At 58.0% G+C, this 13,504-nt stretch carries 12 protein-coding genes; 7 read left to right on the forward strand and 5 right to left on the reverse strand.

Going from position 1 to position 13,504, the window contains the following annotated elements; genetic code table 11:
* Positions 1-3: 3 nt before the first annotated feature.
* The gene (gene fruA, locus F3I44_RS01835; RefSeq protein WP_150010460.1) at positions 4-1,710 is read left to right on the forward strand and encodes a PTS fructose transporter subunit IIBC; all 1,707 of its coding nucleotides are present in this window, start codon (positions 4-6) and stop codon (positions 1,708-1,710) included.
* Between the two features lie 313 nt (positions 1,711-2,023).
* Here the strand turns inward: fruA and nfo are convergent, their stop codons facing one another.
* Both nfo and F3I44_RS01845 read right to left on the reverse strand, forming a co-directional pair.
* Positions 2,024-2,869 (reverse strand): deoxyribonuclease IV, encoded by an 846-nt coding sequence (gene nfo / locus F3I44_RS01840; protein ID WP_150010458.1) that lies wholly within the window; start codon positions 2,867-2,869, stop codon positions 2,024-2,026.
* A 51-nt stretch (positions 2,870-2,920) separates the two neighbouring features.
* Positions 2,921-3,976 (reverse strand): YeiH family protein, encoded by a 1,056-nt coding sequence (locus tag F3I44_RS01845; protein ID WP_150019230.1) that lies wholly within the window; start codon positions 3,974-3,976, stop codon positions 2,921-2,923.
* Positions 3,977-4,082: 106 nt separating this feature from the next.
* Between F3I44_RS01845 and F3I44_RS01850 the strand changes: the two genes are divergently transcribed.
* From F3I44_RS01850 to F3I44_RS01870, 5 genes are all read left to right on the forward strand, one after another.
* Positions 4,083-4,457: a YkvA family protein gene (locus tag F3I44_RS01850; RefSeq protein WP_150010454.1), complete on the forward strand. Its 375-nt coding sequence runs from the start codon at positions 4,083-4,085 to the stop codon at positions 4,455-4,457.
* A 9-nt stretch (positions 4,458-4,466) separates the two neighbouring features.
* Complete coding sequence (gene yieE, locus F3I44_RS01855; protein ID WP_150019231.1) at positions 4,467-5,333, forward strand: DNA-binding transcriptional regulator YeiE; 867 nt, start codon at positions 4,467-4,469, stop codon at positions 5,331-5,333.
* A gap of 117 nt (positions 5,334-5,450) precedes the next feature.
* Positions 5,451-6,917 (forward strand): amino acid permease, encoded by a 1,467-nt coding sequence (locus tag F3I44_RS01860; protein ID WP_150010450.1) that lies wholly within the window; start codon positions 5,451-5,453, stop codon positions 6,915-6,917.
* A 384-nt stretch (positions 6,918-7,301) separates the two neighbouring features.
* Positions 7,302-8,378 (forward strand): iron ABC transporter permease, encoded by a 1,077-nt coding sequence (locus tag F3I44_RS01865; RefSeq protein ID WP_150010448.1) that lies wholly within the window; start codon positions 7,302-7,304, stop codon positions 8,376-8,378.
* The gene (locus tag F3I44_RS01870; RefSeq protein WP_150010654.1) at positions 8,378-9,166 is read left to right on the forward strand and encodes an ABC transporter ATP-binding protein; all 789 of its coding nucleotides are present in this window, start codon (positions 8,378-8,380) and stop codon (positions 9,164-9,166) included. Before F3I44_RS01865 ends, F3I44_RS01870 begins: the two co-directional genes overlap by 1 nt.
* 86 nt (positions 9,167-9,252) lie before the next feature.
* Here F3I44_RS01870 and fghA read toward each other — a convergent pair whose 3' ends face one another.
* The 3 genes from fghA to F3I44_RS01885 all read right to left on the reverse strand — a co-directional run bounded on the left by fghA (position 9,253) and on the right by F3I44_RS01885 (position 12,218).
* Entirely contained in the window at positions 9,253-10,095 is an 843-nt protein-coding gene (fghA, locus tag F3I44_RS01875) for an S-formylglutathione hydrolase (RefSeq protein WP_150010446.1), read from the reverse strand.
* A 12-nt stretch (positions 10,096-10,107) separates the two neighbouring features.
* A complete protein-coding gene (locus tag F3I44_RS01880; RefSeq protein WP_150010444.1) occupies positions 10,108-11,232 on the reverse strand; it encodes an S-(hydroxymethyl)glutathione dehydrogenase/class III alcohol dehydrogenase in 1,125 nt (374 codons plus the stop codon).
* Between the two features lie 74 nt (positions 11,233-11,306).
* Positions 11,307-12,218 carry a LysR family transcriptional regulator gene (locus F3I44_RS01885; protein WP_150010442.1) on the reverse strand — a complete coding sequence of 304 codons (912 nt, stop codon included), beginning with the start codon at positions 12,216-12,218 and terminating at the stop codon, positions 11,307-11,309.
* A 117-nt stretch (positions 12,219-12,335) separates the two neighbouring features.
* Between F3I44_RS01885 and F3I44_RS01890 the strand changes: the two genes are divergently transcribed.
* Positions 12,336-13,463, forward strand: coding sequence for a YbfB/YjiJ family MFS transporter (locus F3I44_RS01890; RefSeq protein ID WP_150010440.1), 1,128 nt, complete (start codon positions 12,336-12,338; stop codon positions 13,461-13,463).
* The last annotated feature ends 41 nt before the right edge of the window (positions 13,464-13,504 follow it).

Genomic DNA, 13,504 nt, shown 5'->3' on the forward strand with positions numbered 1-13,504 from the left:
ATAATGAAAACGCTGCTGATTAAAGACCCTGTACTGGGACTGGCTTCCGCTTATATGGCGCAACAACGTCTGGCTGCGGCCGCACCTGCTGCGGGCCTGACTCTGACTGATAACCCTGCCGACGCTGAAATGGCGATCGTGCTGGGCAAAAACGTGCCGGACGATGCGGCGCTGAACGGTAAAGCGGTCTGGCTGGGCGATATCCAGCTGGCCGTCCGCGAGCCGGACACTTTCCTGAACCGGGCGAAAGCCGAAGCCAAAATCTGGCAGACAACCGTTGCGGTGGCCACACCGGCTGGCGCACCTGCTGCGGCTCAGGCTGGCGCGCCGAAACGCGTGGTTGCTGTCACCGCCTGTCCGACCGGCGTGGCGCACACCTTTATGGCTGCCGAGGCGATTCAGGCCGAAGCGACCCGCCGCGGCTGGTGGGTGAAAGTTGAAACCCGCGGTTCCGTGGGTGCCGGTAATGCGATTACCCCGGAAGAGGTGGCGGCTGCCGATCTGGTGATCGTCGCTGCTGATATCGAAGTCGATCTGGCGAAATTTGCCGGTAAGCCGATGTACCGCACCTCAACCGGACTGGCGCTGAAGAAAACCGCCCAGGAACTGGATAAAGCGGTAGCAGAAGCGAAGCCGTATAAAGTGGCGGCTGCCGGACAGAGCACTAGCAGTGAAGAAGAGAAGAAAGGCGGCGCAGGGGCTTATCGTCACCTGTTGACCGGTGTTTCTTACATGCTGCCGATGGTGGTCGCGGGTGGTCTGAGCATCGCCCTGTCGTTCGCTTTTGGTATCACAGCCTTTAAAGAGCAGGGCACACTGGCTGCGGCGCTGATGCAAATCGGTGGGGGCAGCGCCTTTGCCCTGATGGTGCCGGTACTGGCGGGCTTTATCGCCTTCTCCATCGCTGACCGTCCGGGTCTGACGCCTGGTCTGATTGGCGGTATGATCGCCACCAGCATCAACGCGGGCTTCTTAGGAGGTATCATCGCAGGCTTTATTGCCGGTTATGCGGCGAAGCTGATCAGCGGCAAAGTTAAACTGCCGCAGAGTATGGAAGCGCTGAAACCGATACTGATTATTCCGCTGTTTGCCAGCCTGATCACCGGCCTGCTGATGATCTACGTGGTGGGTAAACCGGTTGCGGGCATCATGAATGGCCTGACGCACTGGCTGGCCAACATGGGTACGGCGAATGCGGTCCTGCTGGGTGCAATTCTGGGCGGCATGATGTGTACCGATATGGGGGGGCCGGTGAACAAGGTGGCTTACGCATTTGGCGTCGGCTTACTGAGCTCGCAGACGTATGCACCGATGGCCGCCATTATGGCCGCCGGTATGGTGCCACCGCTGGCGATGGGTCTGGCTACGCTGGTTGCCCGTCGTAAATTCAACAAAGGTCAGCAGGAAGGCGGTAAAGCGGCACTGGTTCTGGGTCTCTGCTTTATCTCTGAAGGTGCGATTCCGTTCGCTGCCCGTGACCCGATGCGCGTACTGCCTTGCTGCATCGTGGGCGGCGCGGTTACCGGCGCGATCTCCATGGCGATTGGCGCAAAACTGATGGCACCGCACGGTGGACTGTTTGTCCTGCTGATCCCTGGCGCAATTACGCCGGTTATCGGTTATCTGATGGCGATTATCATCGGTACCGCGATTGCAGGTCTGAGCTATGCGGTTCTGAAACGTCCGGAAGAGCAGCTGGCGAAAGCCTGATGTGCTGAAGTGCATAATCTGCTGAAGTAAAAATAACAGGGAGCCGGATGGCTCCCTGTTTGCTTTTGTGAGGTATAGGCTCAGGGAGCATAAGCCTTCCGTAAAGACGCAAAGGATGCCATCCTTGGCGGGCTCAGCGCGGGCGATTACGCAACTCATCCATGAGGTGCGCCCGTTGCCGGGCCAACGCGTTGCGTTGTTCAAAAACGCTTCCGGCATTTTTGTCCATGGCCCGCGATGCTTTACTCCAGGCGTATGCTCCCATCGCTTTAAACTTCTCAGCCGTTTGAAAGAGCCAACTGGCTCCCTTTTTCTATCCCTGCTGTTCGGCTTTCAGCCAGGCAATCTCATCTTTCCAGATATCGGGATTGATGGTTTCCAGAATCAGCGGGATACCATCAAACCGGGGATCTTTCATCAGCCAGCTAAACGCCGTTTTGCCGATATTCCCTTCACCCAGACTGTGATGGCGGTCAACGCGACTGTCGAAGGCGCTTTTGGCATCGTTCAGGTGCATGCCGCGCAGATAGTTAAAGCCGACAATGCGCTCAAACCCGGCAAAGGTCGCTTCGCAGTCCGCTTCGGTACGCAGGTCATAACCGCCTGCAAACGCATGGCAGGTATCAATACAGACGCCGACGCGTGACTTATCTTCGACATGCTCAATAATGGTGGCGAGATGCTCGAAGCGGAAACCCAGGTTACTGCCCTGACCGGCGGTATTTTCAATGACGGCGGTGACGTTCTGCGTCTGATCGAGAGCAATGTTAATCGACTCCGCAATCCGCTTCAGGCACGCTTCTTCATCAATCTGATGCAGATGGCTGCCAGGATGGAAGTTCAGCAGTGTCAGGCCGAGCTGATCACAACGTTGCAGTTCATCAATAAAGGCCGCGCGGGATTTCTCCAGCGCCTCTTCAACCGGATGGCCGAGATTAATCAGAAAACTGTCGTGCGGCAGGATTTGCTGCGGACTGAATTTGTACATCTCGCAGGCGGCGCGAAAAGCATCAATCACCTCGGTGGAAAGCGGGGCGGCTTTCCACTGACGCTGATTTTTAGTAAAGAGGGCGAAGGCGGTGGCTTCTATTTCATGGGCGCGGATTACGGCCTGATCCACACCACCTGCCGCACTCACGTGTGCGCCAATATATTTCATGCCTTTCTCCTGGGGCTATGCACGGGTGAAACGGCATGATACCCGATGCCGCTAGCCCATGAAATGTTGCACCAGCAGATTGAGGGTGCCGCCGCCCGCGATTAACCAGCCAAACACCAGCGCGCCCAGCAGCAGTGGTTTAACGCCTGCCTCACGCAATGCCCCGAAACGGGTGGTTAAGCCCAGCGCGGCCATCGCCATCGCCAGCAGCAGACCCGCCAGCTCATTCAGCGTGGCCACCAACGCCGCAGGCAACAGCTGCAGCGAGTTAAACAGCGCAACCGCGATAAACAGCAGCGCGAACCAGGGAAAGGTCACCGGCTGACGCGCCTGGCTCGCGTTGCGTTTGCCGCGTAACACCGCACTCAGGCAGAGCAGGAACGGTGCCAGCATCATCACCCGCAGCATTTTGGCAATCACGGCGCTGTTCTCAGCCTCCGGGCTGATACTGTGACCGGCGGCCACGGCCTGCGCCACCTCATGGATGGTTGAGCCGGTGAACACCCCAAACTGCGCGGCACTCAGCCCCGGAAACAGGTGATGCGCCAGCGGCCACAGCAGCGGATAGATAAAGATAGCCAGCGTGCCGAACAGCACCACAGTCGCGATAGCCACCGCGACTTTCGACGGTGCGGCTTTCACTACCGGCTCAGTCGCCAGCACGGCCGCTGCCCCACAGATACTGCTGCCTGCGCCAATCAGCCAGACGGTATCACGATCCAGCTTCAGCAGCCGGATACCCAGCAGGCAGGTAACAAAAAAGGTGCTGCTCAGCGTCAGCGCATCAATCAGGATGCCGCTGAACCCGACGTCAGCGATCTGTTGTAAGGTAATGCGGAAGCCAAACAGGATGATCCCCAGTCGCAGCAGCTTCTGTTTAGCCAGCGCCACGCCACTGTCGCAACGCGAGGCAAGCGGGGTATAAATGCTATTGCCAGCCAGGATACCCAGCATAATTGCCAGGGTCAGTGAACCCAGCCCCAGCGTGGCAATCGCTGGTTGCTGCGCCAGCCAGCTGGCAGCCCCGGCAATCGCGGCAGTCAGCAGCAGACCGGGGAACCAGAGCGTAACGGGATGATGCGTTTTATGGATGCTCAGTTCGGTCATGGTGGTCACTCCTCGTGGTTGAGTCATGATCATGAGGGTGACTGGCTTAAAAGTGAAATTGATAATATATTTATAATTGACCAGAATAAACGATAAGGCGGCAATCATGATAGTTTCGCGTCTGCGCCGCTGGGCGACGCTAATCAAAAGAGATGTATTAGTGCTGTGGTTCGCCTTTCGCGATCCGCGCACGCCCTTGTGGAACAAACTGGGCACGCTGGGGCTGGTTGCTTATGGGGTCAGCCCGATCGATCTTATCCCGGATGTGATTCCGTTTGTTGGTCTGCTGGACGACGCGGTGATTATTCCCACGGGCGTCATGATTCTGCTGCGGCTGCTGCCACGAGAGGTGCGCATCAGCAGCAGCGAACGCGCACAGTCCCAGCGTTCGCGCGCCAAAAAGATTGCAGGCTGGCTGGTCGTGGTTGGGCTGATCTGGCTGGCATTAATCATTTACCTTGTCAGGCACTCACTGAGTTAAGAGGCGACGATGCACATTACGCTGCGGCAAATCGAAGTGTTTACCGAAGTGCTGAAAAGCGGTTCCACTACTCAGGCGTCGCAACTGCTGGCGCTGTCACAGTCGGCGGTCAGCGCGGCGCTGGCCGATCTGGAAAGTCAGCTCGGGGTGCAGTTGTTTGATCGGGTCGGCAAACGGCTGGTGCTGAATGAGCACGGGCGACTGCTCTATCCGCGTGCGGTCGGTCTGCTGGAGCAGGCGGGCGAAATTGAGCAGCTATTCAAAGAGGATAACGGCGCGATCCGCATCTTCGCCAGCAGCACCATTGGTAACTATCTGCTGCCGCGCATGATGGCGGCCTGGCGTCGTGACTTTCCCGGTCTGCCGCTGGAGCTGAGCGTCGGTAACAGTCAGGATGTGATTCAGGCGATTTCTGATTTCCGCGTGGATGTCGGCTTGATTGAAGGGCCGTGCCATATGACCGAGCTGGTCAGCGAACCCTGGCTGGAAGATGAGCTGGTGGTGTTTTCTGCGCCAGACGCCGCGATTCTGCAACAGCCGGTGACGCTAAAAACCCTGGCAGAAGCGCCGTGGATTCTGCGCGAACGCGGATCCGGTACCCGGGAAATCGTCGACTATCTGCTGCTGTCACACCTGCCGAGTTTTCAGCTGGGTATGGAGCTGGGCAACTCAGAAGCGATCAAGCATGCAGTGCGGCACGGCATGGGCATCAGCTGTCTTTCGCGCCGGGTGATTGCCGATCTGCTGGAGGCGGGGACGTTGACAGAACTGACGATTCCGTTGCCACGCCTGACCCGGACGCTCTATCGCATCCATCACCGACAGAAGCATATTTCAAAGGCACTGACGCGCTTTTTGTCCTATTGCCGTGAGTGACTGCTAATAATTCGGGTGCGATCATGAACTTAACTTATAACAGCATGGCATCAGCTATACAGAGGCGGTCTGGCTGATACAATCGCGCCTCATTTTTACCCAGCGTAGCGTTAACACATGCATAATGACTCAAAAACAACACAACAACCTGCATTACGACGTGCGTTAAAAGCCCGTCATCTGACGATGATCGCCATCGGCGGCTCTATCGGTACCGGCCTTTTTGTCGCCTCCGGCGCAACGATTGCTCAGGCTGGTCCCGGCGGGGCACTGCTCTCCTACATGCTGATCGGCCTGATGGTCTACTTCCTGATGACCAGTCTCGGTGAGCTGGCTGCTTTCATGCCCGTATCCGGCTCTTTCGCCACCTACGGCGCAAAATATGTCGAAGAGGGCTTTGGTTTCGCACTCGGCTGGAACTACTGGTACAACTGGGCGGTGACTATCGCTGTTGATCTGGTGGCGTCCCAGCTGGTGATGACCTACTGGTTCCCCGACACGCCAGGCTGGATCTGGAGCGCACTGTTCCTGGGACTGATATTCCTGCTCAATTACATCTCAGTAAAAGGCTTTGGCGAGGCGGAGTACTGGTTCTCGCTGATTAAAGTGGCCACCGTCATTATCTTTATCATCGTGGGTGTGCTGATGATCACCGGCATCATGCGCGGTGCAGAGCATGCGGGCTGGCAGAACTGGCAGGTGGGCGATGCGCCATTTGCGGGCGGCTTTGCGGCGATGATTGGCGTGGCGATGATTGTGGGATTCTCCTTCCAGGGCACCGAGTTGATCGGTATCGCGGCGGGCGAATCTGAAGACCCGGCAAAAAATATCCCCCGTGCCGTGCGGCAGATTTTCTGGCGTATCCTGCTGTTCTATGTGTTTGCCATCCTGATTATCAGCCTGATTCTGCCGTACACCGATCCGCAATTACTGCACAACGACATTGATGATATCAGCGTCAGCCCGTTCACTCTGGTGTTCCGCAACGCGGGTCTGCTCTCTGCGGCAGCGGTGATGAATGCAGTGATTCTGACGGCGGTGCTGTCTGCCGGTAACTCCGGTATGTATGCCTCAACGCGCATGCTGTACAACCTGGCCTCTGAAGGTAAAGCGCCGCGTATTTTCGCGAAACTCTCTAAAGGCGGCGTGCCGCGTAATGCTCTCTGGGCGACGACTGTGGTGGCGGGACTCTGCTTCCTGACCTCAAAATTTGGCAACCAGGAAGTTTATCTGTGGTTGCTGAATACCTCAGGCATGACCGGTTTTATCGCCTGGCTGGGTATTGCCATTAGTCACTATCGCTTCCGTCGGGGCTATGTCGCCCAGGGACGTGACCTGAACGATCTGCCTTACCGTTCCGGCTTCTTCCCGCTGGGTCCGATTTTCGCGTTTGTGCTCTGCCTGATCATCACACTGGGTCAGAACTATCAGGCCTTCCTCAACGACAGCATCGACTGGTACGGCGTAGCGGCAACCTACATTGGTCTTCCGCTGTTCCTGATTATCTGGTTTGGTTACAGGCTGACGCGCGGCAGCCGTTTCGTGAAGTACAGCGAGATGGCGTTCCCGGTTCATAAAGAGTAGTTCTGTGCGCTGACTCCTGCGCACGGTGCCTGCCGCAGTTCTGGCAGGCCGCAGGAATCGTGAAGCGATGGGAGCCTGTGCCTGTAGCAAAGCATAGCGGGCCAGGGACAAAAACGCCGGGAGCGTTTTTGAACAACGCAACGCGTTGGCCCGGCAACGGGCGCACCTCAGGGATGAGGTGCGTAATCGCCCGCGCTGAGCCCGCCAGGGATGGCGGGTTTTGCGTCTTTGCGAAAGGCGCAGGCTCCCTGAGCCATTCTCCCGCCTGCAACACCCTTTTTTACCCTTTTTTCACGTCTCGCTTATCTTCACGAATTGATAATTATTATCACCTGCACTATTGTGGCTGCGTTTTCTGACGTGATAGCCACACAGGGTTCAAACATGACTACCGAAACTTCGCTGCTGGCGGGGGAAGAGACGCTTCACCACACCATGCAAAACTACCATCAGGTGCTGCGACGCCGCCTGATCTGGATTGGCGTATTACTGGTGGCCATTGTCGCCTCGCTGATCCTCGACTTTACCCTGGGTCCGGCCGGACTCTCCCTTGATACGCTGTGGAATACGCTGCTCAGCCCTGACAGCGTGGATGCCGGCACCCGCGTTATTGTCTGGGACATTCGTCTGCCCTATGCGCTGATGGCGCTGGTGGTAGGGCTGTCACTGGGCCTGGCAGGTGCAGAGATGCAGACCATCCTGAATAACCCGCTGGCCAGCCCGTTTACTCTCGGTGTTTCCTCGGCAGCGGCATTTGGTGCCGCGCTGGCGATCATTCTCGGCATCGGTATTCCCGGCATTCCCGACCAGTGGTTAATCTCTGCCAACGCCTTTGTCTTTGCGCTGTTCGCCGCGCTGATGCTGGATGCCGTGACCCGCTGGACACAGGTTTCATCGGCGGGCGTGGTACTGTTTGGTATCGCACTGGTCTTCACCTTTAACGCGCTGGTCTCAATGATGCAGTTCATCGCCAGCGAAGACACCCTGCAGGGTCTGGTGTTCTGGACCATGGGCAGCCTGGCGCGTGCTTCCTGGGAGAAGCTGGGCGTACTGACCGTCGCGCTGGCCATTCTGGTGCCGTTCTCAATGATGAGCAGCTGGAAGCTGACGGCGCTGCGTCTGGGTGAAGATCGTGCGGTGAGCTTTGGTATTGATGTACGTCGTCTGCGTCTGGCGACGCTGCTGCGCATCAGTATTCTCTCGGCGCTGGCCGTGGCCTTTGTCGGCCCTATCGGCTTTATCGGCCTGGTCGCGCCGCATATTGCCCGCATGATGTTTGGTGAAGATCATCGCTTTTATCTGCCAGCCAGTGCGCTGGTCGGTGCCCTGGTGCTGTCGCTGGCGTCAGTTGCCTCGAAAAACCTGCTTCCCGGCGTGATCATCCCGGTCGGCATCGTCACCTCACTGATTGGCGTGCCGTTCTTCCTGAGTATTATTCTGCGCCATCGGGGGACAGTATGATGGAACAGGGGCTGACGTTACGCGGCTTCAATGCCGGTTATCCCAAACATAAAGTCATTGAAAATCTCAATGTGGCACCGCTGCCACGCGGTGAGATCACCGTGCTGCTGGGACCGAATGGCTGTGGTAAATCGACACTGCTGCGTGCACTGGCCGGGCTGAATAAAGGTCAGGGTGAGATGTGGCTCAACGGTGAAGATCTGATGACCCAGCCGTTTGCCCGCCGCGCGAAGAACGTGGTCTATCTGCCGCAGTCATTGCCTGCGGGCGTGCATCTGCACGTGCTGGAGTCGATCATTGTGGCGCAGCGTGCCTCCGGCGGTCTGCACAGCGCCAGCAGCGAAGCCGAAATCATGCATCTGCTTGAACAACTGGGGATTGCGCATCTCGCGATGCGTTACCTTGATCAGCTCTCCGGCGGTCAGAAGCAGCTGGTCGGGCTGGCGCAGTCACTGATCCGTCGCCCTAAGCTGCTGCTGCTGGATGAACCGCTGAGCGCGCTGGATCTCAATTACCAGTTCCACGTGATGGATCTGGTTCGTCGCGAAACTGCCCAGCGCAACATCGTGACGGTAGTGGTGGTGCATGACATCAATATTGCACTGCGTCATGCGCAACACGCACTGATGCTGAAGCAGGGCGCACTGGTAGCGGAAGGGCAGCCGGATAAGGTGATTACGCCGGCTACGCTGGCAAAAGTGTATGGCGTGAATGGCCGTATCGAACACTGCTCACGCGGTATTCCGCAGGTAATGATCGACGGGCTGACCGGACCGGCACTGGTCTGAGAATCGGGCTGGCCTGGCTTTGAGCCAGCGTTCCCGCCCGTACAGCATGCAGAAAAATTCAGGGCCGCTATTGCGGCCCTGATGATTTACGCCAGCAGATGCTGTGCATGGAAGCGAAGATGATCTTCCACGAAGCTGGCGATAAAGAAGTAGCTATGGTCATAACCCGGCTGAATACGTAGCGTCAGCGGGAAACCGACTTCTCTGGCAATCTCTTCTAACCGTTCCGGTTGCAGCTGATCGGCCAGGAACTGATCGCTGTCGCCCTGGTCGATCAGGAGTGGCAGACGATGCGACACCTTTGCCATCAGATGACAGCTGTCATATTCCCGCCACGCCGCCTGGTCGTCGCCCAGATAGGCCTTAAACGCTTTCTGGCCCCATGGCACCTGCATAGGGTTCACAATCGGCGCAAAGGCAGACGCCGAAGCAAAGCGGTTACCCAGACGCAGCGCCAGCATCAACGCACCGTGACCGCCCATGGAGTGACCCATAATCGACTGACGTTCACTGACTTTGAAGTTATCCGCAATCAGGGCGGGCAACTCGCTGCTCAGATAGTCGAACATGCGGAAATGACGGGCCCAGGGTTGCTGAGTGGCATTGAGATAAAATCCCGCGCCCTGACCCAGATCGTAGCCCTCATCGTTGGCAACGCCTTCACCGCGCGGGCTGGTATCCGGCATAATCAGCACAAGACCCAGTTCCGCCGCCACGCGCTGCGCGCCCGCTTTGGTGGTGAAGTTCTCATCGTTGCAGGTCAGCCCGGCCAGAAACCAGACCACCGGCGGCGGCGCATCACCGTGCGGATCAGGCAGGTAGATGCTGAAGGTCATCGGGCAGTTCAGCACGGCCGACTGATGACGCCAGCGCTGCTGCCAGCCGCCAAAAATACGGTGTTCTTCCAGTAGCTCCAGAGTGGATGCCATAACGCCTCCTGATTACCTGTTAAAGTGCACGACCGAGCGAATCGATTTTCCTTCGTGCATCAAATCAAAGGCGTCGTTGATCTCTTCCAGCGGCATGGTGTGGGTGATGAAGTCGTTCAGGGCAAACTTACCATCAAGGTAATCCTGCACAATGCCCGGCAGCTGTGAACGGCCTTTCACGCCACCAAAGGCGGAACCGCGCCAGACGCGACCGGTTACCAGCTGGAACGGACGAGTAGCGATCTCTTCACCGGCACCGGCGACGCCGATAATCACAGACTCGCCCCAGCCTTTGTGACAGCACTCCAGCGCGGAACGCATTACGTTGACGTTACCGATACACTCAAACGAGAAATCCACGCCGCCGTCGGTCAGCTCGACGATCACATCCTGAATCGGCTTATCGTAATCTTTCGGGTTAATCAGATCGGTGGCACCCAGCTTGCGCGCCAGATCGAATTTGCTGGTGTTGAGGTCGATTGCGATGATGCGGCCGGCCTTCGCCATTTTCGCGCCGATGACCGCAGAAAGACCGATGCCGCCGAGACCGAAGATCGCCACGGTGTCGCCTTCTTTGACTTTAGCGGTGTTCATTACTGCGCCCATGCCGGTGGTGACGCCACAGCCCAGCAGGCAAACTTCTTCCAGTGGCGCTTCTTTACTGATTTTCGCCAGCGAGATTTCCGGGATCACGGTGTATTCAGAGAAGGTCGAGGTGCCCATATAGTGGAAGATCGGTTTGCCATCTTTGAAGAAGCGAGTGGTGCCGTCCGGCATCAGGCCTTTGCCCTGAGTGGCACGGATCGCCTGGCAGAGGTTAGTTTTGCCCGACAGGCAGAACTTACATTTGCCACACTCCGGGGTGTAAAGCGGAATGACATGGTCACCGACTTCCACACTGGTCACGCCTTCGCCCACGGCTTCCACGATACCGCCGCCTTCATGGCCGAGAATCGCCGGGAAAACGCCTTCCGGATCTTTGCCGGAGAGGGTATAAGCATCTGTATGACAGACACCGGTCGCGACGATGCGCACCAGCACTTCGCCTTTCTGCGGTGGCATCAAATCCACTTCTTCGATTTTCAGCGGTTCGCCAGCAGCCCAGGCAACAGCGGCACGGGTTTTGATCATGTTCATGCAATCCCTCTTCCAGTCAGATTTTGACGTGCGATGACGTCGTGTGGTTATGGTTTAAACATAGCGTGGAACGCTTATTCCGCCGCCTGTAATGGGTGGATCAGCTCATCGTTGAGCGGACGATCGTCAAACTGTTCAATAATCAGGTACTTCAGCGCTTCAACATTCGGAGTAAAAGCATCGCGTCGCCACATCAGCCAGGTGGCGGTATCGCGATAAGCCGCAGGTAAGGTATGCGCCTGCACCCGCGACCGATCCGCCATCTGTTTCAGCACCGAAGCCGGGATCATCGCGACACCCGCACCGCCCGCCACACAGGCCAGCATGGCGTGATAGGACTGAATCTCCATCACGTTGTCGGGCGCGGTCTGGCTGTCGCGATACCAGCTCTCCAGCTTCACCCGATAAGAGCAGCTGTTGCGGAAGGCAAACAGGGTGTCGTCCTGCACGTCGCGCGCCGTGGTGATTGGCCCATGATCCAGCCCGGTGATCAGCACCATCTCCTCGCGAAAGGCGATACAACCATTCAGATCGTCATGGGAAACCGGGCCATCCACCAGCGCGGCGGCCAGGGTGCCTTCGCGGACCCGATCGATGATTTCGCCCGAGGTGCCGGTAATCAGCGACAGCGCCACTTCAGGGAAGCGCTGGTGATAGGCGGCGAGCAGACCAGGCAGGCGGGTCGCTGCGGTGCTCTCCATGGAGCCCAGCGCAAAGTTGCCTGCCGGTTCACCGGTGCGGGTCATGCTCATCGCTTCTTCGCTTAATGCCAGAATACGCTGCGCATAATTCAGAAAATTATGGCCCATCGGTGACAGGCGAATGCGCTGCTTCTCACGAATAAAGAGATCCACACCTAATTCTTCTTCCAGCTGGCGCAATCGCGTGGTGAGATTAGAGGGAACGCGATGCAGCTGCTCAGCTGCGCGCGCCAGAGAACCCGTTTCGGCGACGGAACAGAACATACGCAGCTGAACTAAATCCATATCTTCTCTTCCTGTAAACAAGTTGGTCATGATTATTCACTTTCCGTGAGTTTAATCATCCTGCATGCTGTTAGCAAGTCACACGAGATCTCAGAGCAGGACAACAGGAGTTCAGCCATGGCGTTACGCGTCGCGCTCAGCGCGTTTTTAACCTTATTTGTGGCGATGGGCATCGGGCGATTCGCCTTTACGCCGCAGGTGCCGCTGATGATCCAGACGCACCAGCTGACGCTTACCAGTGCCAGCCTGGTCGCTGCGCTTAACTATCTTGGCTATCTGTGTGGCTCGTTTGATGCCATGCGTGCGCACCGGCGGGTCGAGCTGCGTTTGCAGGCGGGCGTGTGGGGCGCAGTCATCCTGACACTGCTCTCTGCACTGGCAACCGGACCGTGGCTGCACGGTGCGATACGCTTTCTGATTGGCTGGGCCAGTGGATGGGCGATGGTGCTGGTGGCGGCCTGGAGCAACGAACAGCTGCATCGGCATGGCCGGGCAGGGCTGTCGGCGGCCGTGTTTGCCGGGCCAGGCTGCGGCATCTTTGTCAGCGGCCTGCTGGGGGTGACGCTGCACCAGCTGCAGGTCCCCGCGGGGCTGGCCTGGGCCGCTTACGGTACGCTGGCACTGCTGCTGATTGCACTGATTACCCGTAACCTGCCGCGTCGGGGCGAGCTGCATCGCCCGGATCAGGCCCCGGAGCCGCTGGTGCTGGATCGCAACCTGAAACGTCTGGTGCTGAGTTACAGTCTGGCGGGTTTTGGTTATATCCTGCCCGCCACCTTTTTGTCGCAGATGGCCGCTACGCGTTTTCCTGACGGCATCTTCGCGCAGTTTGTCTGGCCGATATTTGGCGGTGCGGCGATGGTCGGCATCCTGCTGGGGATCCTGACGCGGCGCTGGGGGCACAGTCATGTCAGACTGGCGATAGTATTCTGGGCACAGGCACTCGGCGTTTTTGCTGCGGCACTGCTGCCGGGCTTTAGTGGTCTGCTGGCCGGGGCGCTGCTGGTCGGCGGCGGCTTCCTCAGCGTCGTGCAGCTGTCGCTGCTCTGCGCCCGCGAACTGGCCCCCAACCATCTGCGTTACATGGCCGGGTTGCTCACCACCGGCTATGCAGTCGGACAGCTGGTCGGTCCGCTGCTCTCTTTTCTCTCTACTGCCCTGTTACACCGGCTGGAGCCTGCCCTGTGGGTAGCCGGGGCCAGCCTGGTGTGGGCAGGCCTGCTTGTCTGGCGAAGATATGAGTGAAAAGCTTTCATCACCAATCTTATTGATTGCTGGATTCCCCG

Origin of the sequence: Pantoea sp. F_5, assembly GCF_008631595.1 — a bacterium.
GTDB classification, from domain to species: domain Bacteria; phylum Pseudomonadota; class Gammaproteobacteria; order Enterobacterales; family Enterobacteriaceae; genus Pantoea; species Pantoea gossypiicola.